General features: G+C 43.9%; 21 protein-coding genes. 1 reads left to right on the top strand and 20 read right to left on the bottom strand.

Translation table 11 applies throughout. The features are described 5' to 3' along the window. Nucleotide 1: 1 nt before the first annotated feature. The 4 genes from EO124_RS02900 to mraZ all read right to left on the bottom strand — a co-directional run bounded on the left by EO124_RS02900 (nucleotide 2) and on the right by mraZ (nucleotide 3,503). Nucleotides 2-1,486 (bottom strand): UDP-N-acetylmuramoyl-L-alanyl-D-glutamate--2,6-diaminopimelate ligase, encoded by a 1,485-nt coding sequence (locus EO124_RS02900; RefSeq protein WP_127058254.1) that lies wholly within the window; start codon nucleotides 1,484-1,486, stop codon nucleotides 2-4. 62 nt (nucleotides 1,487-1,548) lie between these two features. Then, nucleotides 1,549-1,965 (bottom strand): septum formation initiator family protein, encoded by a 417-nt coding sequence (locus tag EO124_RS02895; protein WP_021841476.1) that lies wholly within the window; start codon nucleotides 1,963-1,965, stop codon nucleotides 1,549-1,551. 19 nt (nucleotides 1,966-1,984) lie between these two features. Continuing rightward, the gene (gene rsmH / locus EO124_RS02890) at nucleotides 1,985-2,917 is read right to left on the bottom strand and encodes a 16S rRNA (cytosine(1402)-N(4))-methyltransferase RsmH (RefSeq protein ID WP_021841475.1); all 933 of its coding nucleotides are present in this window, start codon (nucleotides 2,915-2,917) and stop codon (nucleotides 1,985-1,987) included. A 154-nt stretch (nucleotides 2,918-3,071) separates the two neighbouring features. After that, the gene (gene mraZ / locus EO124_RS02885; protein WP_127058291.1) at nucleotides 3,072-3,503 is read right to left on the bottom strand and encodes a division/cell wall cluster transcriptional repressor MraZ; all 432 of its coding nucleotides are present in this window, start codon (nucleotides 3,501-3,503) and stop codon (nucleotides 3,072-3,074) included. 770 nt (nucleotides 3,504-4,273) lie between these two features. On the opposite strand from mraZ, the gene EO124_RS02880 reads away from it, so the two are divergent. Next, nucleotides 4,274-5,581 (top strand): threonine/serine exporter family protein, encoded by a 1,308-nt coding sequence (locus tag EO124_RS02880; RefSeq protein ID WP_206512525.1) that lies wholly within the window; start codon nucleotides 4,274-4,276, stop codon nucleotides 5,579-5,581. Between the two features lie 378 nt (nucleotides 5,582-5,959). Here EO124_RS02880 and trxA read toward each other — a convergent pair whose 3' ends face one another. The 16 genes from trxA to uvrA all read right to left on the bottom strand — a co-directional run bounded on the left by trxA (nucleotide 5,960) and on the right by uvrA (nucleotide 24,895). Beyond that, nucleotides 5,960-6,280, bottom strand: coding sequence for a thioredoxin (trxA, locus tag EO124_RS02875; protein WP_127058252.1), 321 nt, complete (start codon nucleotides 6,278-6,280; stop codon nucleotides 5,960-5,962). A 96-nt stretch (nucleotides 6,281-6,376) separates the two neighbouring features. Continuing rightward, nucleotides 6,377-6,748, bottom strand: a complete 372-nt coding sequence (locus EO124_RS02870) for a CoA-binding protein (RefSeq protein WP_127058251.1) — start codon at nucleotides 6,746-6,748, stop codon at nucleotides 6,377-6,379. A gap of 26 nt (nucleotides 6,749-6,774) precedes the next feature. Beyond that, nucleotides 6,775-7,836: a tRNA glutamyl-Q(34) synthetase GluQRS gene (gene gluQRS, locus EO124_RS02865; protein WP_241230654.1), complete on the bottom strand. Its 1,062-nt coding sequence runs from the start codon at nucleotides 7,834-7,836 to the stop codon at nucleotides 6,775-6,777. After that, nucleotides 7,833-9,803, bottom strand: a complete 1,971-nt coding sequence (locus tag EO124_RS02860) for an ABC-F family ATP-binding cassette domain-containing protein (protein WP_127058250.1) — start codon at nucleotides 9,801-9,803, stop codon at nucleotides 7,833-7,835. The genes gluQRS and EO124_RS02860 overlap by 4 nt, the downstream gene beginning before the upstream one ends. A 39-nt stretch (nucleotides 9,804-9,842) precedes the next feature. Next, nucleotides 9,843-11,033: a type II secretion system protein GspD gene (locus EO124_RS02855; RefSeq protein WP_127058249.1), complete on the bottom strand. Its 1,191-nt coding sequence runs from the start codon at nucleotides 11,031-11,033 to the stop codon at nucleotides 9,843-9,845. 25 nt (nucleotides 11,034-11,058) lie between these two features. Then, complete coding sequence (locus EO124_RS02850) at nucleotides 11,059-11,814, bottom strand: hypothetical protein (protein ID WP_127058248.1); 756 nt, start codon at nucleotides 11,812-11,814, stop codon at nucleotides 11,059-11,061. Nucleotides 11,815-11,830: 16 nt separating this feature from the next. Beyond that, nucleotides 11,831-12,817, bottom strand: coding sequence for a UDP-glucose 4-epimerase GalE (galE, locus tag EO124_RS02845; protein WP_127058247.1), 987 nt, complete (start codon nucleotides 12,815-12,817; stop codon nucleotides 11,831-11,833). 94 nt (nucleotides 12,818-12,911) lie between these two features. Next, on the bottom strand, nucleotides 12,912-14,351 hold the full coding sequence (locus EO124_RS02840) for a phosphoglucose isomerase-related protein (protein WP_127058246.1): 1,440 nt from the start codon (nucleotides 14,349-14,351) through the stop codon (nucleotides 12,912-12,914). Between the two features lie 223 nt (nucleotides 14,352-14,574). Beyond that, complete coding sequence (locus EO124_RS02835) at nucleotides 14,575-15,315, bottom strand: ribonuclease H1 domain-containing protein (RefSeq protein ID WP_127058245.1); 741 nt, start codon at nucleotides 15,313-15,315, stop codon at nucleotides 14,575-14,577. 29 nt (nucleotides 15,316-15,344) lie between these two features. Further along, nucleotides 15,345-15,833: a Cys-tRNA(Pro) deacylase gene (gene ybaK / locus EO124_RS02830; RefSeq protein ID WP_021841463.1), complete on the bottom strand. Its 489-nt coding sequence runs from the start codon at nucleotides 15,831-15,833 to the stop codon at nucleotides 15,345-15,347. 150 nt (nucleotides 15,834-15,983) lie between these two features. After that, nucleotides 15,984-16,982, bottom strand: a complete 999-nt coding sequence (locus EO124_RS02825; protein ID WP_127058244.1) for a nucleoid-associated protein — start codon at nucleotides 16,980-16,982, stop codon at nucleotides 15,984-15,986. A 105-nt stretch (nucleotides 16,983-17,087) separates the two neighbouring features. Next, entirely contained in the window at nucleotides 17,088-17,687 is a 600-nt protein-coding gene (locus EO124_RS02820; protein WP_127058243.1) for a rubredoxin-like domain-containing protein, read from the bottom strand. An 87-nt stretch (nucleotides 17,688-17,774) separates the two neighbouring features. Further along, complete coding sequence (locus tag EO124_RS02815) at nucleotides 17,775-18,695, bottom strand: NAD-dependent epimerase/dehydratase family protein (RefSeq protein ID WP_127058242.1); 921 nt, start codon at nucleotides 18,693-18,695, stop codon at nucleotides 17,775-17,777. A gap of 10 nt (nucleotides 18,696-18,705) precedes the next feature. Next, nucleotides 18,706-20,049, bottom strand: coding sequence for a branched-chain amino acid transport system II carrier protein (brnQ, locus tag EO124_RS02810; RefSeq protein WP_127058241.1), 1,344 nt, complete (start codon nucleotides 20,047-20,049; stop codon nucleotides 18,706-18,708). A gap of 155 nt (nucleotides 20,050-20,204) precedes the next feature. Continuing rightward, nucleotides 20,205-22,040, bottom strand: a complete 1,836-nt coding sequence (uvrC, locus tag EO124_RS02805) for an excinuclease ABC subunit UvrC (protein ID WP_127058240.1) — start codon at nucleotides 22,038-22,040, stop codon at nucleotides 20,205-20,207. After that, nucleotides 22,040-24,895 carry an excinuclease ABC subunit UvrA gene (gene uvrA / locus EO124_RS02800; RefSeq protein WP_127058239.1) on the bottom strand — a complete coding sequence of 952 codons (2,856 nt, stop codon included), beginning with the start codon at nucleotides 24,893-24,895 and terminating at the stop codon, nucleotides 22,040-22,042. Before uvrA ends, uvrC begins: the two co-directional genes overlap by 1 nt. Between the last annotated feature and the right edge of the window lie 22 nt (nucleotides 24,896-24,917).

Genomic DNA, 24,917 nt, shown 5'->3' with positions numbered 1-24,917 from the left:
TTTATCTCTCCTTTAATGCTTCGCGGGCTACTTCCCGATCGTCAAAATGAATCGTTTTATCTTTTAAAATCTGATAATCTTCATGGCCCTTGCCGGCGATGATTACCACATCACCTGCTTTGGCATCTTTGATAGCGGCATGAATGGCGCTGCAGCGATCCGTAATAACGGAATATACCGAACCTTCCCGCAAACCTTCTTTTACGCCCTCTGCCACTTGAGCCACTATTTTTTCAGGGTCTTCCGTGCGCGGATTATCGGAAGTTACGAAAATTTCATCACCATACTGCGCAGCAATGCGGCCCATAATCGGACGCTTCGTGGCATCACGGTCACCACCGCAACCAAATACTACGATAATGTGACGCTCCACAATTTTTTGAGCAGTTTGCAGGATGTTTTCCAATCCGTCCGGTGTATGCGCATAATCCACAACAACGGCGAACGGCTGACCTTCTTCTACCAACTCAAAACGTCCCGGTACGGCCGTGAAATCGCTCAATGCTTCAATAATGGCTTCCATCTTCACGCCTTCAAAGAGACAAGCACCAATAGCTGCCAAAGTATTATACACATTGAAAAGACCGGTAATACGCATGTGAATCGGATATTCTTTACCTTCATACACAATATCATAGGCGGACGTCTTAGCCGTTATGGTAAGGTTTTCACCTTCCAACGTCCCTTTCCCTTTAGTGCCGTAAGTAATGAGCGGCGCGGAGTTCTTTGCCATAACACGTTCACCGTAAGGATCGTCGATATTAATGACAGCTCCTTTATTTTGCTTATGTTGATTTGGCGCACTTACCTGTTCAAATAATTTACATTTGGCCGCCAGGTAATTTTCAAAGGTTTTATGGAAATCGAGATGGTCTTGTGTCAAATTTGTGAAAACAGCTGTATCATATTCCACGCCGGCTACTCGGTTGAGCGCCAAAGCGTGCGATGATACTTCCATAATACAATGGGTTACCCCTTCAGCCACCATTTGGCTTAAAATGTGTTGCAAGTCAACCACATCCGGTGTCGTATTGTGAATCGGATAGGTTTTATCCCCAATAACTACGTGAACCGTACCGATTATCCCCACTTTATACCCCTGAGCCCGCAAGATATGGCCGATAATATGGGTCGTTGTAGTTTTACCGTTTGTACCGGTTACCCCAATCATACGCATTTTACAACCGGGATAGTCATAAAAAAACGGTACACATTGCTGCATAGCGATTCGTGTATCGTCAACAGTCAGTACACTTACCGCAGCCGGCACATTAATCGGTTCTGACGCCAATATAGCTACCGCCCCGGCTTCAACGGCCTTTTGTACATAATCATGACCATTTACATGAGCACCGGTTAGACAGATAAATAAGCTGCCTTGTTTTACTTCTCGTGAATCCGCCGTAATATGGCTGATAACGGTATCGGTAGCTCCTTTGACGCTTACGCCGCTTATCACATTTATTAATTCTTGTACTGTTTTCACAATATTTCCTCCATCTCAAACAAGGAAAGCAGCTCACTTCCGGAGCTGCCTCATACCGTAGTTTAGTCCCTGATGCGTGCTGTTACTTTCACATCACGTTCTACAGTAGTACCTTTGCTGTTGTACACAAAAGCATCGGGCAAAACCATTCCCAATTTATCTTGCGCAATCTGTTGAATCCGTGTAGGGGACTTCAATTCCGCCACTTCCAGACTCAACTCTTCATTATCTCTGGTCAATTGAACAACTTGTTGTTGCATGCTTACCAATTCATAACCGGCACCGGCTTTCACCACACGGCCTCCCAAAACGGTAGCCCCTACAACGCCAACCATGGCTAATAACACTAAAATCTGTTTCAATTCCGGCGACGCGTTACTAAATACACCAACCTGCTTCGCTCGACGTGTTTTAGTTGGTATATATGGTCTCGCCGTCGGTTGTGCAACACGTACACCGACTGTCTTTCTCGCTAACATATAATCAACCCCCCGTTATCTATACCTTCTCGGCTACGCGTAACTTGGCGCTCCGTGCTCGCGGATTCGCTGTTACTTCCTCATTGCCGGGCTCAATCGCCTTATTTCTTGCTTTTACGACGGCCACATGATGGCAAACACAGACCGGCAGTTCCGGCGGACAAATACAACCGGTGCTCAATTCCTTAAAGGTCTGCTTCGTAATTCTATCTTCTAATGAGTGGAATGTAATAACGCCGATACGACCGCCCGGTTTTAATAAATCCACTGCATCTTTAAAACTGTCTTTTAAAATAGCCAACTCCTGATTCACTTCAATGCGAATCGCCTGAAATGTTCGTTTAGCCGGATGCGGACCTTCGCGGCGTGCTCCGGCGGGAATGGCCTGTTTGATAATCTTGGTTAATTCACCGGTGGTAGTAATCGGTTTCTCAGAACGAGCCGCTACTATGAATTGTGCAATTCGTTTCGCCCATCGTTCTTCCCCATAATCTTGAATGATTCGCACCAAGTCAGCTTCACTGTAGCCGTTGACTATATCCGCAGCCGTTAAGTTCCCCTGCCTATCCATGCGCATGTCCAAAGGACCGTCCTGCATATAGGAGAAACCTCGTTCGGCTGTATCCAGCTGATAGCTTGAAACGCCTAAATCAAAGATAAATCCGTCTACCTCCGTAATGCCGCGACTCGTAAGAGCCGTTTTCAAATCTTTAAAATTAGTGGGAATCGTCATAACTCGGCATTTTAAATCAGCCAGTCGTTCCGTCGCGGTCGCCAACGCTACTTCATCTTGATCGAGTCCGATGAGTAAGCCGTCAGCGGCCAATTGCTCGCCTAGCGCATGAGCATGACCGGCTCCGCCTAACGTGCAATCAACGTAAATCCCATGGGGATTTGTTAATACAGCGTTTACTGTTTCGTTAAGCAATACGCTTACATGATGAAATTCCATGGGGCCGCTCCTTTCCGACTTCTAAATTATGTCTTCACCCTTAATCAAACATTCACTATATCGCTATAGTATTGCATTACTTCGTAACAAATAACCAAAATAATTCCATTTTTACCATACAGCTTCAATATTCAATCTTAAATTGCAGCTTAAATTACAAGAAGAAGTCTTCCATGTTTTCTGATAATTGTTCCATATTATCATCCATGTCTTCCTGGTAGGCCAACCAATGTTCACGGTTCCATATTTCTACGTGATCCCCGATACCGAGTACCATTACTTCTTTTTGAAGTTTGGCGAATTCACGCAGTGTAGCCGGTACCAAAATACGACCTTGACGATCGAATTCCAACTCGGTGGCATTGGCAAAAAGTTGACGTTTAAGCCCACGAACACCGGCTTTGTTGTTTGGTTGCTTCATCATCTGCATGGCCTTGGCGGTAAATACTTCGGTCGTATAAATGGCGAGACAATTATCGTAGCTCTTGGACATAATACAGGTTTCGCCTAATTGTTCGCGCAATTTTGCGGGAATAATCAAGCGTCCCTTCGTATCAATGGTATGTGAATATTCACCCATGAACATCATTGTCTCACCTCCTTTTACACTTTCCCTATCATATCTACCACTATATGGTAAATTCTACCACATTCCCCCACTTAATAACAATAAAATCTGCAAATTTTAGCGAAATTTAGCAAAAAAATCTTTTAGTCAAACATTTAATCGTAAATTGGCGCCACTATAACGATTTTTTGTTCCCAATTTTAGTTAATATGTGCGAAGAAATAAGGATTTAATTTTTGAGCCCCTCCACTTCACACCACCACAAGTAAAAAATCATTAACAAACACCACTTTTTGACACCGATTATTTTCAAAACTTTCAGCACTTGCTAAAAATCCCCCACTTTTGGGATTCCAGGAGCCCCCACTTTTTGGGATACGGCAGCCTCCACTTTTTGGGATACAGCAGGGACCACTATCTGATCCTCTAAAATCCCCGTATTCGGCGCACCGACTCTTTTCGATGCGCCAACTCCTAAAATAAAAAGACTATAATTTTCAGTATTCCTTTACTTCATACGATTGCAATCTTTTTTCATCATTTATGATAATTATCTATATCAGTCAAAAATAATGCTTGCATCTGCTATACTATACATAGACAGATAAAAGGATTAAATTAAGCCCCTTACATGCTTACTAATAGAAAGGATTAATTCTATGAGCATAGAGAAAACACCTCATACGACTCACGGCTCACGCTCTCACGGAACTACACGGTCGCGCAGTCATCAACATCAAATAAAACATGATAAACACTGCTCCCGGGGTCCTTCGGAGTTCCAAATTATGTGCGAACCTTTTGTGGCCATTCACCGCAAAATGGAACTCCTCCTAGACTACGGCCAGTTGCTCATGCAAAACGGCGCTAACACCAATCACATTCAACGTGATATGATGCGCGCCGCCTCTTACATGGGCATTCCACCTCAATTTGTTCATATTCACATAACCTATATGACCTTAATGTTGAATATTAATGACGAAAAACACTCTTATACGGTTTTTCGCAAAACACCGTTACACGGCGTGAATATGACCATACTTTCAACACTTTCTAAATTAACCTGGAAGGCCATTGAAAATAATTACAGTCTCGATGAGTTCGAAGATCATTTGAAAACGATTAAGGCCGCACCGCCTAAATATCCGACGCCCCTACTCGGTGTGGCAGCGGGTCTTGCGTGCGGCGCTTTCAGCATTTTATTCGGTGCCACTTGGTTAGCCGCTTTAGTAACCGTCATCTGTGCGGTCATCGGTTTTATAACCCGCTACATTTGTCATCACTATCAAATCAACTTTTATTTTGGCATCGTAGCGGCCTCCTTTGCCGCCACTTTTACAGCCAATCTGATTAATACAACCTTTGACTCAGGCAGCATCGTGTATGCTATGGTCAGTTGTACCCTCTTTCTGATTCCCGGAGTTCCTCTGATTAACGCTGTAGACGATATGATTAATAACCATATTGTATCCGGCATGACCAGGGCCATGCATACGCTTTTAATCGTTAGCAGCATGTCCGTCGGGATTGCCATGGCTCTATATTTCGACCATGTCTCTACCTTTACCCACCTAAATATTACACCGGTTGTCGTGACACCGATTCAGGCCATCGCCGCTGCAATAGGTGCGGTAAGTTTTGCCACTATTTTTAATACACCTTATCGGCTACTTTGGGTAATCGCTATAGGCGGTACCATCAGCGTCATTACACGAAATATACTCATAGTTGATTTCGGTTTTACCATCGTTGGCGCCAGTTTTGTGGCATCGGCTATCATTGGTTTACTAGCCTTAAAAACATATAAATTGTTGCGTACGGCGCCTTTGATTTTATCTATTCCGTCCGTAATTCCACTGATTCCGGGCGTACTCTTGTATCGTTTCTTATTCGGCTTACTGACTATTAATTCCCTTACACCGGATAATCTGCTGTTCGCCTTGCGCAGCGGGATTACCGGGGTCTTCACAATAATTTGCATTGCCATCGGCGTAGCCATTGCCCATATTATTGCCAGAAGTTATTTGGATCGCAAAAAGGAGATTTCTTTGCACAAAGCGCTTCGCGAACGGCAGAAATCGCTCTCAGAATAAAAAGAGTTGCCCCGGTATTCTTTACCGGTAAAATGGCAATTTAAATTGCTGAGATATAAAAATATATCGCCTCCACAGGCTTGGTTTTTCTACGAAAAAAGACCCTATGGAGGCGATATATTTTTTATATAGAATCATCATACAGCAACAACAATAGTGCCATTTTACAGACTAATATCGTTACTGGGGCAATTCTTTTTATTTAGACGAACCGGTCTTGCCGGAACGAGAAGCGCCTTTGGAACAAAGAAATCGGGAGTGGAGGAATATGGGGGAATTATAAAAGTAAAGGACAGTGCTATTTTAGGTAAAAAAAGAGGGGTTCACGACGTGAACCCCTCTTTGGCATAGTTTGGATTACTATTTTTTGTTGTTAAATTATAACTGAGCTTCGATAGCTGCTTTCAATTCGTTCTGTGGAATGTAACCGATTTTGCGGTCTACTACTTCACCGTTTTTAATGATAGCGAATGTAGGCAATACTTCGATGCTGAATTCTTTAGCTAATTCTACTACTTCATCAATGTTAACTTTAGCGAATACAACTTTGTCGCCCAATTCTTCAGACAAAGCTTCGAAAATTGGCATCATGCGTACGCAGTAACCGCACCATGGAGCCCAGAAGTCCACGATTGCTACTTCTTTAGAAGTTACGGTATCTTTAAAGTTTGCTACTGTTAATTCTGTTACGTTTGCCATAGTTAAATAACCTCCTAAATCAACAAATTTACAAATTGTTGAAAATAAGTATCAATATATGTGTTAATTATATTAAACTACAAATTTAGTTGCCGGTCAAATCTGAACTAAAACACAGTCCTGAATGACTTCAAAACCAAGCTCATTAGCCTTAGCCACTACGGCTGGTTTATCTGCACCCGGTTGCAACCAAACTACCGAAATCCCCAACTTTTGGCAATCATCCAAAGCCTGTAAACCTACAGCCTCGGGAACAACAAAGTCCACTACTTCGGGAACTTCCGGTAAATCGTGAAGTGACGCATAACAAGTGGCGCCATCGATTTCATTTACATTAGGGTTCACCGGATATACTTTGTATCCGTGATCACGCAAACAAGCGTATATTTTATAGCCGAATTTTTCTTTACGGCTTGTTGCGCCCAGTACTGCCCAAACTTTTTTAGTCAGTGCTTCTTTTGGTGTCATCCTATCACCTCAACTCTCTATATTCATTATATCAAAACATCGAAATTTGTCAATTTAATTTGAGGTTTTTTTAGATAATTATTATCAAGACTACAATTCAACAAAGTTTCCCATGTGAGTCCTCCGAATTTGTCTGCTTGAGATGATGAAACTAGTCCTGCCGCCAATGCCAAATGCCCCAAAATCATAGATGCACTATAGCCGCTCATTCTCAATTCACGCAAGGTTATACTCTGCTGCCTTTTTGATAATCGATAGCCTTCCTCATCAACAATTAACGGCGCATGCGCATAGTGCGGTGCCTTGGCACCGAGGCACTCATAGAGCCACAATTGACCGGCCACAGCCGGTAATAAATCATAACCGCGCACAATATGGGTAATACCCATGGCTATATCATCCATAACAACAGCTAAATTATAAGCAAACATACCGTCAGCGCGACGAACAATAAAATCATCTTGCGCCGGAATAAGTTCTTCCCGCTGCGAACCTTGCCAAAAATCGGTAAATTCATACAAGCGTGTTTCTACCTTCATACGCCACGAAGGATTCTTCCGCTCACCTAAAGCCTGCCGTTCCCCCTCACTCAAGTTGCGGCAACGGCCATCATAATGAGCTATCCCTTCATGACCATGCGGAGCCGATGCAATACTTTGCAAACGCGCTCGATTACAGTAACAGGGATACACAAACCCGGATTCTTGCCATTTGGCAATCTGTGCCTCATAGAGAGGATACCGTTCGCTTTGCCAGTACGATTCATGGGGACCGCCTACGCGCGGGCCTTCATCCCAAGTCAGGCCAAACCATTCTAAATCATCCAGTAAATCTTCCCCATACTGTCTTTTGGCGCGCTGTATATCGATATCTTCCATGCGCAAAACAAAGGTACCATTTTGCTGTTTCACCTGTAGCCACGACAGCATGGCAATCCACAAATTACCTAAATGAAGATGCCCCGTGGGACTCGGTGCAAATCGCCCTTTCATAGGCCTAACCAGTGTATCACTCATAGGCCTAATAATCGTGCCATTTGCTGTATCAACATTACCGCCATTATCTGTGCCAATTACGATGTCACTCATTGTGCCAATTGCTCCCAAATTTCATAGAGTTCAGCCAATCTTTTATTGGTAGCTTCCATTTGAGCCGCCGTTTCTGCCATGGCTTCCGCGTCTTCCTGCAACGCCGGATTTTGTATTTGAACTTCGTACATTTTCAGCGTAGCTTCCAAACGGGCAATTTCGGTTTCCGTTTCTTCTAATTTTTTGGCTTGCATATAGGAGTTTAGTTTTTTATCTCCGGAACCTTCCGAACCACTTGTACTACCGGTATTTTTACCTTCATTCGAAACCGCCCTGTCAGTCGAGTTCGTATCGTCATTATTGCTGCCGTTGCGTTTATTACTACTCGAACGTTCTTTATTTGGACCACTTTGTTCAGCTTCCAAGGCGGCCAAATCCTGCTGCTCTTTGAGCTTCGCCTTATAGTAGCTGTAATTGCCAAGGTATTCTTCCACACCTTCCGGCTCTAACACCAAGGTCCGTTTGGCCACTTTATCCAAGAAATAACGGTCATGGGATACAACCAGTAATGTGCCGGTAAAGTTCATCAAAGCCTCTTCCACCACTTCACGCGTCGGAATATCTAAATGGTTGGTCGGTTCATCAAGAATTAAGAAATTATTGCCTTGTAAAAACAAGATCAACAAACTTAAGCGAGCCCGTTCACCACCGGACAAATCACGAATTTCCTTGAAAACGTCATCCCCTTGGAACAAAAACATGCCCAGTACATTACGGGCTTTTTCCTCACTATAGTTAAAATGACTCATGATTTCATCAATCGGCGTCCAAGCAGGATGCAATTCTTCGTGTTCCTGTGAAAAATACCCCACCGATACACGGCTGCCGATATCGATAAAACCCGCTTCCGGCGTCAATTCGCCGGTAATGGCTTTTAATAAAGTGGATTTTCCGGCGCCGTTCGGCCCGATTAAGGCCACCGCTTCACCGCGACGAATCATAAAGGACACATCTTCTACAATATCGCGCTCGCCGTAGGATAAGAATAACTCTTCCACCGTCAGCACTTTATCGGCACTGAATTCCGCTTTAGGAAATCTAAACTTCAATGTCTGCGAAGTTTCCGGCGCATCCAAACGCTCCAAACGATTCAGCTGCGACTGGCGGCCTCTGGCCATTTTAGATTTAATCCCGGCGCGGTACTTGTCGATATACTCTTCCGTTTTGCGAATATATTCCTGTTGCTTTTCATAGGCGTTTTGTTGCGCCTTATGTTGGGCTTCACGCTGCTCCACATAACGACTGTAATTGCCACGATAGCTGGTTGCCTTATGATGCTCCAATTCAACAATGCGCGTTGTTACACGATCAAGGAAATAACGGTCATGACTGATAATTAAGATACCGCCGCCGTAAGAGCTCAAATAATTTTCCAACCATTCCAACATATCCATATCCAAATGGTTAGTCGGTTCATCCAAAAATAAAAAATCTGGGCGCCGGACTAAAGCTTTTGCCAAATTAATACGTGTTTTTTGCCCACCGGAAAATTCAGACACAGATTTCGTTAAATCTTCATCGGAAAAGCCAAGGCCGTAGGCAATACGGCGACTTTGGGCCTCATAATCATAACCGCCGAGCCAGTCTAAACGGTCCTGAATGCGGGCGAGCTGTTTGAGCAAACTTTCATCATGAGGATTCGTTTCAAGCTTCGCCGATACTTCCTGTAATTGTTGTTCCCAATATTGCACATCCGCAAAAGCTTTTTGAATTTCGATAGCTAAACTATCGTCCCCTAAATTGATATCCTGCTGCAAATAACCGATTGTAGTAGCACTATCTTTGACAACCTGACCTTCATCATATTCTTCAATGCCCAACAGACATTTCATGAGCGTCGATTTGCCCGCCCCGTTAGGCCCTACCAAGCCGACACGCTCACCATGTTTTATTTCAAAGGATACTTTGTTAAACACTTGACGCACGCCAAATGATTTACTTAATCCTATTACGCGGATTTGTTCCATCCTCTAAGCCTCCGTTCAATCATATACTCTTCTATTATATCATAGAGCACTGTCCGTTGGCGCCTCCACAGTGTCAGCTTTTACAAAAATACACAATTCAACACTGTCCTTAGTCTTACGGGCATGTTGAAATAGTTTTCCCAATAAAGGAATATCGCCGAGGAGCGGAATTTTTGAAAACTGTTTCCCCTCTCGATTATCCATAAGTCCCCCGATGACGAGGATTTCACCGGGCTGTAAGTAAACCCTTGTATGCGCCTCGCGCGTAGTAATACGATAGGCTTTCAGTTCCGAAACCATGGCGGGACTGCTCACTTCCGCATGAATATCCGCTTCAATGCTGTTATCTTCCGTCACAAAGGGTGTGCACGTAAGACGAATCCCGGCCTCTTCATAGCGTGTGGTAGTCCGGCTTTCCGTACCGTCTTTTACCTCTTCAAGCACGGGAATCCGCTCCCCGATTAAAATCTTCGCTTCTTCACCATTCACCGCCATAATAGAAGGTCTCGCAATTAAGACTGTTTTATTATTTGTTTGCTGTGCACTCAATTCCGGTTTGAACCAAAATGTATAAGGCGTACCTTCCGGAGCTCGCCCAAATTGAATGCCCCCATAAGAGTTTGTATCATCCTTATTACGCCCGGTCAAACTCTGCCACGACCAATTTATGCCCGTTTCCTTTACAAAATTATGTTCAATGGCTACAACGGCTACTTCTAAGCGAATTTGTTTGGGACTTATATCCAGCATAGGTAAAATATCGTGAACCTGTCGTAACTGAGCCGCCGTGCCATAGACCATAACCTGATTACTTCCTTTTACCACCTTGATATTCTTCTCCGGCACAATGGCCGCCAAGGCATCACCTAAGGCCTTAGGCGAAATATGTCGAGGTGTTAAAACTTCGGCCACGCGCGCATCTTTATCTCCCATACCTTGACCATCCACAATCCAGAGCCCATCCGATTCATACAAACTGAAATGCTTTATCGACGCCAAGCGCTTTAATGCTGCAATACCACTCGTTTCATTAAGGCGTATCGATACGGTGCCTTGCAATGTTTCCGTACCGGTAATGGCAATCCCTTCACTGCGTGCAATGGACTGCACTAAACTGCTCAAATTGCTGTTGTTTACCGTCATAGACAAAGCGGCCACCGATTCGCCGCAAAGATGAAATTGCACGATAATAGCCAAAACTGTTAATACTCTTAATACCCTAACTAACATCTTATATTACTCCCTTACCCCAGACTTATTCCACATATAACCAACGGCTGCCGCCGGCGCCACTTATTAAAACAGCATGGTCCGCTATCTGTTTCACTGTCACGCCACGCGGTCCCTCGCCAACACCATAGCAACCTTCGTTGCCATCGTTTGTCAAAATCGCCATCGGCGTAGGTCCCGTGATAATACCGGTGACTTTTATATCAGTCATAGAATTTTGCCGATTACTATAGCTCCCCTTACTTTGCGTGCCTGATCTGCCGGTATAAGAACGCCCGCTGCGGCCATAATTATTACCACTATATTCGGCATAATTATTTGTGCGCCCGCCCCTATTAGAACCATTCACATATTGAGTATTGAGTGTATCAGTTTGACCATAACTATTGCCTATACCGGGCGTTCCCGGTCTTCCCTTTTGTGCGATTTGAGGCGCACCGGCTATGACTGTGCGATCCTCATTTAACAGCAAATGCGTGAACGGATCATCCATCGGATGCCCTCTTAAAACACCGGCTAAGCTAATTACTGGCGCTACAAATGTACCTTCGCTTTTACCCTTCCCAACAGCTCCGCCACGCCCCTCTTTAGCATCTAAACTTACAGTTTTAGAAGACGATTTTTTGGCCCCATTATCCGCCGCCAAATCACTTACCCTTGTCCATTGAGATGTATATAAACCATAGAGGCAAACGAGGCAAAATAAAAAGACCGCCCCGTACAAGAGGCGACCTTTCTTAATTAACAAATTTCGCAGTTCTTGTAGAGACAGTCTATTCATAATATCACAGTCCTTATTATTTTTTATAACCGTTTGGATGGTTTTTATGCCATTGCCAAGCATCACCGATAACCTGGGAGACTTCGCTGTGGGTCGGCTTCCAGCCTAAAACAGTTTGCGCTTTTTCAGAAGACGCAATCAAAGTGCCCGGATCGCCGGCACGACGTTCGCCGATAACAACCGGGAAGTCTACGCCGGTTACGGCTTTAGTAGCATCTACAATTTCTTTTACACTGAAACCATTACCCGTTCCCAAGTTAAAGTAATTAGATTCACCACCGTCACGCAAATATTCCATACTGAGAATATGGGCCGAAGCTAAATCGGTAACGTGGATATAATCGCGCACACAAGTGCCGTCAGCCGTATCATAATCAGTACCGAAAATTGAAATATTGGCGCGTTTACCTAAAGCAGCTTCTAAAATGAGTGGAATCAAATGTGTTTCCGGTGTATGATCTTCACCGATTTCACCGCTTTGGTCAGCACCCGCCGCATTAAAATAACGCAAAGCCACATAGCGCAGGCCGTAAATATCGCTATAATCGCGCAGCATTTGTTCAATCATGAGTTTAGTACGACCGTATACATTAGTCGGTGCTAAACGTGCATCTTCTTTAATCGGTACAACTTCAGGTTCGCCATAAACGGCGGCAGTAGAGGAGAATACGAAATATTTGACACCGGCTTTACGCACAGATTCAATGAGACGGAATGAGCCTACTACATTGTTTTCATAATAAATCATAGGGTCTTTCATGGATTCGCCAACTTGTGAATGAGCCGCAAAATGCATAACCCCTTCAATGCCTTTAGCCTTTAATACATCGGCTAAACCGGCATCGGCAATATCCATATTAATAAATTCAACGCCTTCCGGCAAAGATTCTACATGACCGCGTGATAAATTATCCAAAACAATTGGCGTATGACCTGCTTTTTGCAAAGCTCGCACAGTATGACTGCCGATATAGCCGGCCCCACCGGTAACCAAAATTTTCATAATAATCCTCCCTAAATCGAAACTGCCATTGCCTGCCGCAACCTTTACTTATGTCCGTGAACGGAAAAGGAACGGCAAAAGCTACATGACCTGATTATTTTTCCGCTTGATGAGCTGCCAATTTAGGCCCCAACAATTTTTTATACACTTCAACGCCCGGCTGATCAAACGCATCCACCCCGGCCAATTGACCTTCATAGAAGATAGCCCAGCAAAGCATAAACATAAATTCGCCTAAATGATATGGTGACAAAGTCGGCAATTCATAAGTTACATTGAAGCGCTTATCGCCTGTTAAAGCTTCACTGTTAGCTTCTAAAGCAGTATTTAAAATTACCCCTAAGTCCAAGCCACTGAATGCTTTAAGCGGTTTATATTCATCGTAAGTATGAGGCACAATCGCTTTTGTTTCCCAATCTTTTACTTTTACAAAAGACACGATTTTGTTCAAGCGGCCTTCTTGATGTTCCTGAGTCTGCGCATGCATATCGGTCGTTCCCACCGCAACTACCGGTGTGCGACCGTAACGACCGTCAGTTTTCGGCTGATGTTTGCCTAAGGATTCAGCTAAAAGTTGTACATACCATTCAGCTAAGGATTTTAAAGAATCGCCGTAAGGCATCATGATTTCAATAATACGGCCGTATTTTTCAGCCGCAATATATTTCAAAACTGCATTCAACAAAGCCGGATTCTTAAGCAAATCGCCACCTTGACAGGCTTCATCCATGCCTTTGGCCCCAGCTAAGAATTCACGAATATTGAAGCCTACCACGGCACCGATAATAAGACCTACTTCTGTAAATACAGAAAAACGTCCGCCCACCCCATCAGGCACGGCAAACGTCGGCCAGTTCTGCTGAACCGCCAATTTATGAAGCAACGTTTCTTTTTCATCGGTACGAGGATCCGTAACAGCTACAACTTCCACTTTAATACCGGCCGCTACCAACGCTTCTTGCACAACCATGAAATTAGACATCGGTTCAATGGTCGACCCGGACTTGGAAATTAAAATGAGCATTACCGTATAAGGAGATCCTTTATGGGCAGCACTACGTTTTAACGTTTCAATCAAATCATTAGTGCGATGAGGATCCACATTATTGCCACTGAAGTATAATTTTGGATAACCGTCACGTTCCGCTTCGGATTTTTGATTCCAAAATTCACCGCAATGAACATCAAAGAGCACTTTACCGCCTAAATAAGAACCGCCGATACCGAAACTTACTACGGCATCTACAGACTCTTTCGCATGTTGCCCCAAGTCTTCCAAACGTTTTAAAACTGTTTCGTTATTGAGATTTTTATCTTCAATATACGGCAATTGCGGGAATAATACAGCTTCCGGCTGACCGTCTTTCGACAAATGGCCTTCCACAACGCCTGTAGTCCGCACACGAACGGCTGCTTTTACGGCACTGGCAATAGAATCGAAATAAGTATGAACATCAGCTTCAGTTACACCCCAAGCTGAAAATAAATTAGTATAATCAAATGTAAAACCGGATGGTAAAATGATTTTTTTCATTGAAACTCCTCCTTTAAACCACTCTTCTTATTGTACCGTTCTATAAATTATGGCGCAATAGAAAAACTGAAGAGCATCATACATTTTATTCATAACTCAATCAACTTTAGCCCCATTCATACCTTAAGCAAATATAGCTTTTCAAAGTTAAAAGTCTAATACCTTTATCCTCTACCTTTACCTTAAGAATGCTGTATCCCGAACAATTTCATCTCAGTTGAACTTATAATTCGATTACCTTTTTCGTGCCTGCTTTAGCTAATTCATCGGCTTTTTCATTATAGGTTACACCCGTATGAGCAGCTACCTTATGAAATACTGTTTTAATAAGGCGACGGCTGTTTAACATAAACTCCGCATACTGCTGTGTCAGCGGATTATTCGCCTTCCAACGGCCCGTAGCCCACATTTCAATGCCCATATAATCATAGTAAATGTGAATTTCTTTAGCTTCCTTAGCTACAGCCCATTCAATGACATGCATGGCCCCTAAAAGTTCACCTGCTACATTCCAATAGGCCGTATATATTTCTTTATCGGTACCGTATGAAAACGTTTCTTCTTGCCCCTCATAGAAAATAACGCCGCCGGTGCCGACCACTTTATTTGTTTTGTCAAAACTGCCATCAATAAAGGCTACCGCGCTTTTTGCTCCCAAATCAGCAAAAATAGCATCCGCAGCATTGGCTTCCTGAGCCGATTTATTGCTTACGCCCGTACCGGTAGCTCTGCGACGACGCGGTGTACGGCGCTGACTGGCCTTGGCGGTAGCTAAATATTCTTCCATGGACATGCCTTTAATCGGAGCAATATCCTCCTCCATAAAAGCTTCCGCTTCCTGTTTTGACATAAAAGATTTGTAAATGGCACCACCATAGCCCTTTACTTGGCGTTCACAAGCCGCCCAAGAATCATAAATTCCCCGCACTCTCCCCTCTCTTACGGCATAATACTTTTTACCCATATAAGCTCCTTGTTCTAGAATAACTGCAATCAGTTCATCGTTAATGTTTCGAAATGAGCATTTACTACTGTCTGTAAATCGTTTGGATTAACTTTAATCTGCATGCCACGCAAACCGGCACTTACATAAATCTGATCAAAGGTTGCCATGGTCGCATCAAAATAGGTGGGAAACAATTTCTTCATTCCCACCGGCGAACAGCCGCCCCGCAAATAACCGGTAAGCCCCAATAAATCCTTCACGGCGATAAGCTCAACCGATTTATTGCCACTCACCCGTGCCGCCTGTTTTAAATCCAATTCAGCAGCAACGGGAATACAAAACACAACAGGCCCCGTCACATTGCCTTTCCCCACCAATGTTTTGAAAACCTGTGCTTCCGGTAAATGCAGTTCTTCTGCTACATGAACACCTGCACCGCGCCCTTCTTCCCATTCATAGGCCAATACTTCATAACCGATTTTATGCGTGTCCAACATGCGCATAGCATTTGTTTTTTTATGCTCTTTCTTACTCACGATCATCGTTCCTTTTTTATTTTACTACAGTTTCATTTAAAATATTACTACAAAACAGCTGAAAAACAGCTGAATATTTATGAAATTTTTCGTATTATTTATCAAATATAATTATGAATTATAATTATTTATTCAAAATTTTGCTTATTATTACTTGTTCAATATTTTATTAATGTTTTTCAGTTCTATACGCAAAGTTCCGTCAGGATTCGTCACAATTTCAATGAATTCACTGTTTTGCATGTATTCAACGGGAAAACTAATCTCAATTCCCGTGTCAGTTTTTATTTTATGCTTTTCCCCTACCTTGGCGGCAAATTCACGATTTACCGGCAAAGGTCGTAACATATCCTGCTCTGCCAATGCTTTTTTAGCTGCTTCTTTTTGTTGCGGCTGATTGGCAAATACCGTATCCACAATGGTTTCCGGATTCAACGTATCGGATACTTCCGCATTTTTGGAAATCATGGAGCGCACCTTAACCAGCTCTTCCACGCCATCGCCCTCATGCGCTTTAGCCACCTTATCCACGATGCGTCGCACTTTGGCCACCGTATCACGGGATGACGGATTCGTACCGATTTGCAAAACTTTATCCCCTAAAATATAAACAGCTTCACCGTCATATTCGCCTTTTGGTTCAAACAGACGCACCGAAAAATCCTCTAAATCAATAGCACAAAATGAGCGAAGCTTTTGGGTCGGACTCGGTAACACCGCTCGATTCGGAATCAACTCCGTAGTCAAAGTGCCGTCTTCTTCATTAAACAGTTGGTGCGTATAAGCATCATGAGCCTGACAAAGGAGAATGCATAAATAGCGATGATTTTCAGCCGCTTCACAGATAATCGTATCAATGATAACCGGATCCGTGGCCTGTTTCATATAATTGAACATCGTTTCGCCCAATTCCTTGCCTAAAGTGGTAATATCGGTAAGACCGTCGCGATATTGCACCAACATTTGACCTAATTTACTTGTTTCATTTAAATAGCCCGTTCTAAGTCCCGGATCTTTAATCCCCTTAGTTACATGAGCACTGACATAGTCCTGTAAGGCTTCCTCACCCATATTCAGTTCATTTTCCGAATAGACGGCTAAGGAAGAGGAAAAATCAAGAATTTGTAATACAGCCCGATTAATTTGCATATTTGCTCCTTAGTGGATAAAAAAGTGTCTTGCCTCGCATTTAACAACACGAAAACAAGACACTCCAACGATATTTAATGCATTTTACAATGCATATGATTAAGTTTAGCCTTGTACGTATGGTCCGAATAAACCGGCAAACAAGTGAGAACCTTTTTTGCCCAAAATAGCGGCACAAAGCGATGCTAAAGCACCTATGGCGGCAATAACCAGTGCATTGCCTGCGGTGACATTATACGAATATGCCACGTAGGCCTGTATCAGCGTCAGGGCGAAATACACTACGGATAAGTAGATTTTGAATTTTAAAACCGGTGCTGTTGTTGTTTTATAACGAAGTTTACCGCCGATATAACCGGAAATACCGCCAATTAATACCAATAAAGGCATTACGAGGCAAACTAGCATAGCGAAATCGAATAAACGATAGCCCAAGCTGTAAGGCACGAGTAAACCTAAAATAGGCAAGCCCACCGTTAAAGCGGAACCGGCAATCGGAAAATGAACCGCAATCGGATGCAAATGTAAATCCAATAAACGTTTACGGGTAGGATTCAATTTACGTGGTGTGTATTCAGCCCAAACGGTTTTAGGAAAACCACAAGCCGGGCATGGTTTATCCGCATTATCGGCCGTTTCGATATAGCCGCACACACGACAAATTATATACTGAATCTTTTTCTCTTCTTGTTTTTTTGTTTCCATGTCAATCTCCTCACAAGAACAACTACTTCTCTTCCCATTGTACCATAATCTCTATTTATTCGACTACAGTAAATCACTCATTAATAATTACTTTTTATTATGAAAGTATTCATAGGTCGTTGTCAAGCCTTTGTCTAATTTAACTGTAGCTGATAAACCTAATTCATTTATCATTTTTTTTGTACTTAATAACGAGTGTTTGATATCCCCTTGCCGTGCCTCTTCGTAGTGCACGTCGAATTCATGGTCCACAATTTTTTTAAATTGTGCCACCAATTCATTTAGCGAAGTACCTATCTCGGTACTCACATTGATAACCCCCACAAGGTCCGGTTTATGCAAAGCCGCCATATTAGCTGCCACTACATCGTCTACATAGACGAAATCGCGAGTTTGTTCACCGTCACCGAATATACTTATATCTTTATGAGCCTGTAAACGTTCACAGAAAATACTGATTACGCCGCCTTCACCGCCATTGCCCTGACGCGGACCGTATACATTGGCATAACGAAAACAGATGTAAGGTAAGCCGAACGCCTCATGATAAATGCGCAGATAACTTTCCGTCGTCAATTTAGTAAGCCCGTAAAACGAGGATGGCTGGCCCGTCATCATTTCCGTAAGCGGCAATATATCGAGATCGCCGTATACAGCGGCTGACGAAGGCATGATAATTTTTTTAACGCCCACGCTACGACAAGCATTAAGCACATTGATGAGCCCCAATAAGTTGACATCACAGTCAAATGCAGGATCTTTCATAGACTCGGGAACCATTGTCTGAGCGGCTTCATGAAATACATAATCCGGTTTAAACTCAGCCAATTTAGCGGTAAGTTCTTTATCGCGAATATCCATTTCCACAAAGTCAGCCTTAGGATTTACAAAGTCTCGACAACCGGTACTTAAATTATCTATAACCATTACCTTGTGCCCTTCATTAATGAGAGCATCTACAAGATGGGAGCCGATAAAACCGGCGCCGCCGGTCACGCAAATATTCATTACCCTAACCTCACTTAGTTTTTACAACTGCTATATAAATAAGTCCCAATACAAAGCCAATAGCGGACGGCACTACCCAGCCCATACCTAAATTAAAGAACGGCAACAGCTTATATACGCCTACAGCTTGCTGTACCCAAGCTGCCTGTCCTAAAAATTCAGGCAAAGTATTGAGCGCATCACCTATAGCCGCAATCAAGGCAAATACTGTAGTGATGAAATATACAGCCTGGCGACCGTTGAAAAGCGGCGCCAAGAATGTTAATAAAATAATAGTAATCGTCAACGGATACAATAACATCAAAATAGGAATCGCCAACGATATAATCTGAGTTAAGCCTACATTACCGATTAAAAAAGAAATAATAGCAAATGCATAGGCATATTTTTTATAACTGATGGAATTCGGGAATAAATCGACAAATGTTTCCGAACACGCACAAATAAGACCTACCGCTGTTTTCAAACAAGCCAAGGTTACGGTAATTGCCAATAATACGGCACCGATTGGTCCGAAATAATAATGGGCAATTTGTGCCAATGCAATACCGCCGTTAGCTGATAAGGCGAAAACGCCGAGGCTGGAGGCGCCCACGTAAGCTAAGAATGCATAGATAATAGCCATCAAGACTACCGTAACGATACCCGCTTTTACCATGCCTGCCGCAATATCCTTAGGCTCGGTAACGCCTACGCTCTGCATGGCGCGGACTACGATAATACCGAAGGCTAACGCCGCCAAAGCATCCATCGTATTGTAGCCTTCTGTAAAGCCTTTAAAGAAAGGCATAGTCACATAGTCACCGCTTATCGGTGCCGTTGCTACAGAACCCATCGGATTAATCAAGGCCACTACCAAGAGAATAGCTAAAAAGATTAAAAACAAAGGATTTAAAATCTTGCCGATGTAGGTCATTAACTTACCCGGGTTCATGGAGAAAAACAGTCCCAAAACGAAGAATACAAAGGTAAAGGCCCCTAAGGCTACCGTCTGCATATCATCACCGATATACGGTGCCAAACCGATTTGGTAAGAAACAGTAGCGGTACGCGGTAAGGCAAAAGCCGGCCCTATGGTTAAATATAAAAGAATAGTAAATAATTTCGCATAGGTCGGATGTACTCGCGATGCCAAATCAAATAAACCGTTACTCCGTGAAATACCGATGGCTACAACACCTAAGAACGGCAAGCCAATCGCCGTAATAAGAAAACCTACCGTAGCCGGCCACATGTCGGCCCCTGCTTCCTGCCCCATATGAACCGGGAAAATCAGATTCCCTGCACCGAAGAACATACCGAACAACATTGAGCCAATAACAATGGCTGAACTTAATGACAATTTTCCTTGCAAGATAGTACCCTCCTACCGAATGGCGGTTGCCATTACTCTACAAAATATAACACTACCGTAAAACCCAACATAAAGGATACACTGTCTAAAGCTAAGTAATGACAATGTATCCGATATGTTACTTACAATGTTACTTATAAAATCCGCTATGACTACTAGCGGTCTCCTTCAATGGTAGCACGCTTTTCATCTTTAGACAAACGGAAAAATCGATAGACTTCAGCCGCCGTTTTTTGATTCATTCCCGGCACGGCTGCCAATTCCTCTTCCGTAGCCGCCTTAATACCTTCTAAATTGCCAAAAGCCTGCCACAATGCTTTACGCCGTTTTGGTCCGATACCTTCAATATGGTCCAGAATCGACTCCAAATTGCGCTTGCCTCGTAATTTGCGATGATACGTAATGGCGAAGCGGTGGGCTTCGTCTCGAATTTGTTGCAATAACTGCAATTCCGGCGAATGATGAGATAATATGATACTTTCCGACTGACCTTCCACAAAAACTTCTTCAATTCGTTTAGCCAGCGAAATAACCGGCACATCCGTCACACCGACTGCTCTGATTAAAGGCAAAGCTGCGTTAAGCTGTCCCTTACCACCATCGATGATAATTAAATCAGGCATAGGCCAATCCGTTTCATTGCCGTAACGACGTTCCATAATTTCAGCCATGGATTTAAAGTCATCCGGTTTGCCCTGAACCGTCTTTAATTTAAAACGACGATATTCCTTCTTCGCCGGTTTACCGTCTTCAAACACAACCATGGAAGCCACCGTTTCACTGCCCTGCGTATGAGATATATCAAAGCATTCCATACGTTCCGGAAGTCTCGGTAAATCGAGGACTTCTGCCAATTTCTTAACCGCACCGCCGCTCTTATCCAAATCATATTGCCATTGACGACGACGCTCTTCAAGGAAGTTCTGAGCATTTTCCGCCGCCATCTTAATCAAACCATGCTTATAACCTCGTTGCGGCACCGAAACCTCAACATTTTGTCCCTTCATCTCGGTGAACCACTCCACAAAGAGTTCCCGTTCTTCCGTTTCATAAGGCAACAATACTTCTTTCGGCACAAATGTGGTGCCGCCATAATATTGTTTTATAAATTCCGTCATGACCGTAGCGGCGTCATCACCTTCATTTTTAATGAAAAAGTTTTCACGCCCCAGCATACGGCCGGAACGGATGAAAAAGACCTGCACACAGGCCATGAGGCCTTCCATGGCAATACCGACTACGTCAATATCACCACGTTGTGTTACCATGCGCTGTTTTTCACGAAGCTTTTCCAAGGCCTGCAATTGATCACGCAGTTGAGCCGCCTTTTCAAAATCAAGTTCTTCCGCCGCCGCTTCCATTTGCTGCTTTAATTCGCCTAAAAGAGGAATCGGCTTACCCTCCAATACCTGTACGATTTGATCGATATAGGAGCGGTATTTTTCCGGTGATACCAAGCCTTGGCAAGGAGCCTCACAATAACCCAAATGATACTGCAAGCATGGCCGCGGTACATTCATATTTGAACAAGTGCGCAAAGGGAAATGACGGCGGAACAATTTTAAAGTCTGATGTACGGCCGTCACATCCGTAAACGGTCCAAAATACTTGGCCCCGTCACGTACCATGCGACGCACCATGAGCACCCGCGGATACTCCTCCTGCACCGTCACCTTCACATAGGGATAGGTTTTATCATCGCGGAGCATAATATTATACTTCGGATGATGTTCTTTAATAAGCGTATTTTCCAAAATTAACGCTTCCATTTCCGTCTTGGTCTGAATGACCTCCACGTCAACGGCGCGACGCATCATGGCCGTTACCTTTGGAGCCCGATTGATATCATTGCGCACATAGGAACGGACGCGATTGCGCAGATTTATGGCTTTCCCCACATAAATGATACGTTTATATTGGTCCCGCCATAAATATACGCCCGGCGTGGTCGGCAAATGGCTGATTTTCTCCAACACTTCTTCCGTAACCATTACTTACCTGCTTTCTTAGCTTCATCCATAAATCGTTTTGTTTTTGCCAAAACAGGCCCCAAGAATTTGCCGGTATAACTGTCTTCCATTTTGGCGATTTGTTCCGGTGTGCCCGTACCGACAATGGTACCGCCCCGTACGCCCCCTTCAGGTCCTAAATCGATAATATGGTCCGCCGTTTTAATAACATCCAGATTATGTTCAATAACGACCACCGTATCACCGGCGTCAACCAATTTCTGCAACACATCGAGAAGCTTGCGAATATCTTCCGCATGCAAGCCCGTTGTCGGTTCGTCCAGGATATATAAAGTCTTGCCCGTACTGCGACGAGCCAATTCGGTAGCCAGTTTTACACGCTGTGCTTCACCGCCGGACAAGGTTGTCGCCGGCTGGCCCAAACGAATATAACCCAAACCTACCTGTTGTAATGTTTCAAGCTTACGATGGATCTTCGGAATGGATTTGAAAAACTCAACCGCCTCATCCACTACCATATCCAATACATCGGCAATGGATTTACCTTTATATTTAACTTCCAAAGTTTCCCGATTATAACGGGCCCCTTTGCAGACTTCACAAGGTACATACACATCCGGCAGGAAATGCATTTCAATTTTGATGATACCGTCACCGCGACAAGCTTCACAGCGACCGCCACGGACGTTAAAACTGAAACGTCCCTGTTTATAGCCGCGCATTTTAGCTTCCGGTGTTTGACTGTATAATTCACGAATAGAATCGAATACACCCGTATAAGTCGCCGGATTGGAACGTGGTGTACGTCCGATCGGGCTCTGGTCGATGTTAATGATTTTATCGATATTTTCAGTACCGCGAATCTCTTTATGAGCTCCAACCTTATGATACGAACGATAGAGATGGTTAGCCATGCCCTTATACAAAATCTCATTAATTAAGGTGGATTTACCGGAGCCGCTCACACCGGTTACAACGGTGAAAACACCGAGTGGGAATTTCACATTAATATTCTTTAAATTATTTTCAGTAGCGCCGCGAATTTCCAACACATTGCCGTTGGACTTGCGCCTGGTTTCCGGTAACGGTATAAATTTACGACCGCTCAAATATTGCCCCGTAATGGAGTTTTCATTGGCCATTACTTCCTGAGCCGTCCCTTGCGCAATAATTTCACCGCCGTGCTCGCCGGCGCCCGGTCCGATATCTACCAAATAGTCGGCCGCTAACATGGTATCTTCGTCATGCTCCACAACCAATAAGGTATTACCGAGGTCACGAAGACCTTTCAAAGTCCCGATTAAGCGATCATTATCGCGCTGATGGAGACCAATCGACGGTTCGTCGAGGATGTATAAAACGCCTACCAAACCGGAACCGATTTGGGTAGCCAAACGAATACGCTGGGCTTCACCACCCGACAAAGTACCGGCATTACGATTCATGGTGAGATAATCGAGGCCCACATTATTGAGGAACATGAGACGGGCTTTGATTTCTTTTAAAATCTGATTGCCGATAAACTGCTCACGCTCCGTAAGCGGTACGGTATCAAAGAAGTTCACCGCATCACTGATGGTGAGCTGCGTCACTTCGTTGATGTTTTTATCGCCTACGCGCACGGCTAAGGCTTCCGGTTTTAAACGGGCACCGCCGCAAGTTTTACATGGTTTGATGGACATGAATTCTTCAAAGGCTTCACGCATAGAATCGGTAGAAGCCTCGCTGTGACGACGTTTTACCATAGGCAAAATGCCTTCGTATTCCGTGTGGAACGTTTTTACTTCACCACGCATATTTTCATACTCGAAGGTAACTTTATCGGTGCTGCCGTTCATCACCATTTGTTGTAATTTCTTCGGTAGTTCATTATACGTAGCCGATAAATCATAGCCCTGAGCTTTCAATAAACCTTCCAATTGACGCATAAACCATGCATTCGGATTGGAACTTAAAGGCAATACGGCGCCGTCCGCAAAAGACACATCGCCATCCGGAATTACCCGTTCTTCGTCCACTTCCATTGTACTGCCGATACCCAAGCAGGCCGGACAAGCCCCGAACGGGCTGTTGAAGGAGAACATACGCGGCTCGATAGCCGGCAAGGAAATATGGCAGTCAGGACAGGCAAAATGCTGGCTGTACATATGCGACGGTCCATCCACTTCCTGCACAACCACAATACCTTCGCCCCATTTGGCTGCCGTTTCCATAGAGTCTGATAAACGGCTCTCAATGCCTTCTTTCACTACCAAACGGTCAATAACGATTTCTATATCATGCTTTTTAGTCTTCGCTAATTCAATATCTTCGTCCAAGGTGCGAATTTCACCATCTACGCGGACACGGGCAAACCCTTCTTTGCGAAGACGTTCCAATAATTGCTTGTGTTCCCCTTTCTTGCCGCGCAATATAGGCGCCATAATGAGCAATTTAGTGCGTTCCGGGAGACTCATTACGTCATCAGCCATCTGCTCGATAGATTGCTGCGTAATCGGCTTACCGCACTGCGGACAAAAGGCATGGCCCACACGGGCAAATAACAAGCGTAAATAGTCATATATTTCCGTCACCGTCCCCACCGTAGAGCGAGGGTTGCGACTGGTTGTTTTCTGATCGATGGAGATGGCCGGTGACAAACCTTCAATATAATCCACATCCGGTTTATCCATTTGGCCCAAAAATTGACGTGCATAGGCCGACAAGGATTCGACATAGCGTCGCTGCCCTTCCGCATAAATCGTATCGAAAGCGAGCGACGATTTACCGGAGCCACTGAGCCCGGTAATGACAATAAACTTGTCCCGTGGCAAAGCCACATCTATATTCTTAAGGTTATGCTGACGCGCCCCTTTTACTATAATTTGTTCTTTCACGATAACCTCCCGATTATCAAAT

The organism is Veillonella ratti (genome assembly GCF_003992115.1).
GTDB classification, from domain to species: Bacteria; Bacillota; Negativicutes; order Veillonellales; family Veillonellaceae; genus Veillonella_A; species Veillonella_A ratti.
This window is presented reverse-complemented; position numbering and strand designations above follow the sequence as displayed.

Bases quoted from the DNA above. Each gene is read 5' to 3' on its own strand.
- EO124_RS02820 (WP_127058243.1), bottom strand. From the start codon at position 17,687: ATGGAAACAAAAAAACAAGAAGAGAAAAAGATTCAGTATATAATTTGT.
- trxA (WP_127058252.1), bottom strand. From the start codon at position 6,280: ATGGCAAACGTAACAGAATTAACAGTAGCAAACTTTAAAGATACCGTA.
- EO124_RS02870 (WP_127058251.1), bottom strand. From the start codon at position 6,748: ATGACACCAAAAGAAGCACTGACTAAAAAAGTTTGGGCAGTACTGGGC.
- EO124_RS02860 (WP_127058250.1), bottom strand. From the start codon at position 9,803: ATGGAACAAATCCGCGTAATAGGATTAAGTAAATCATTTGGCGTGCGT.
- gluQRS (WP_241230654.1), bottom strand. From the start codon at position 7,836: ATGAGTGACATCGTAATTGGCACAGATAATGGCGGTAATGTTGATACA.
- EO124_RS02880 (WP_206512525.1), top strand. From the start codon at position 4,274: ATGTGCGAACCTTTTGTGGCCATTCACCGCAAAATGGAACTCCTCCTA.
- rsmH (WP_021841475.1), bottom strand. From the start codon at position 2,917: ATGGAATTTCATCATGTAAGCGTATTGCTTAACGAAACAGTAAACGCT.
- mraZ (WP_127058291.1), bottom strand. From the start codon at position 3,503: ATGTTCATGGGTGAATATTCACATACCATTGATACGAAGGGACGCTTG.
- EO124_RS02850 (WP_127058248.1), bottom strand. From the start codon at position 11,814: ATGAATAGACTGTCTCTACAAGAACTGCGAAATTTGTTAATTAAGAAA.
- EO124_RS02840 (WP_127058246.1), bottom strand. From the start codon at position 14,351: ATGAAAAAAATCATTTTACCATCCGGTTTTACATTTGATTATACTAAT.
- EO124_RS02815 (WP_127058242.1), bottom strand. From the start codon at position 18,695: ATGAATATTTGCGTGACCGGCGGCGCCGGTTTTATCGGCTCCCATCTT.
- uvrC (WP_127058240.1), bottom strand. From the start codon at position 22,040: ATGGTTACGGAAGAAGTGTTGGAGAAAATCAGCCATTTGCCGACCACG.
- EO124_RS02895 (WP_021841476.1), bottom strand. From the start codon at position 1,965: ATGTTAGCGAGAAAGACAGTCGGTGTACGTGTTGCACAACCGACGGCG.
- EO124_RS02825 (WP_127058244.1), bottom strand. From the start codon at position 16,982: ATGCAAATTAATCGGGCTGTATTACAAATTCTTGATTTTTCCTCTTCC.
- EO124_RS02855 (WP_127058249.1), bottom strand. From the start codon at position 11,033: ATGTTAGTTAGGGTATTAAGAGTATTAACAGTTTTGGCTATTATCGTG.
- EO124_RS02835 (WP_127058245.1), bottom strand. From the start codon at position 15,315: ATGGGTAAAAAGTATTATGCCGTAAGAGAGGGGAGAGTGCGGGGAATT.
- galE (WP_127058247.1), bottom strand. From the start codon at position 12,817: ATGAAAATTTTGGTTACCGGTGGGGCCGGCTATATCGGCAGTCATACT.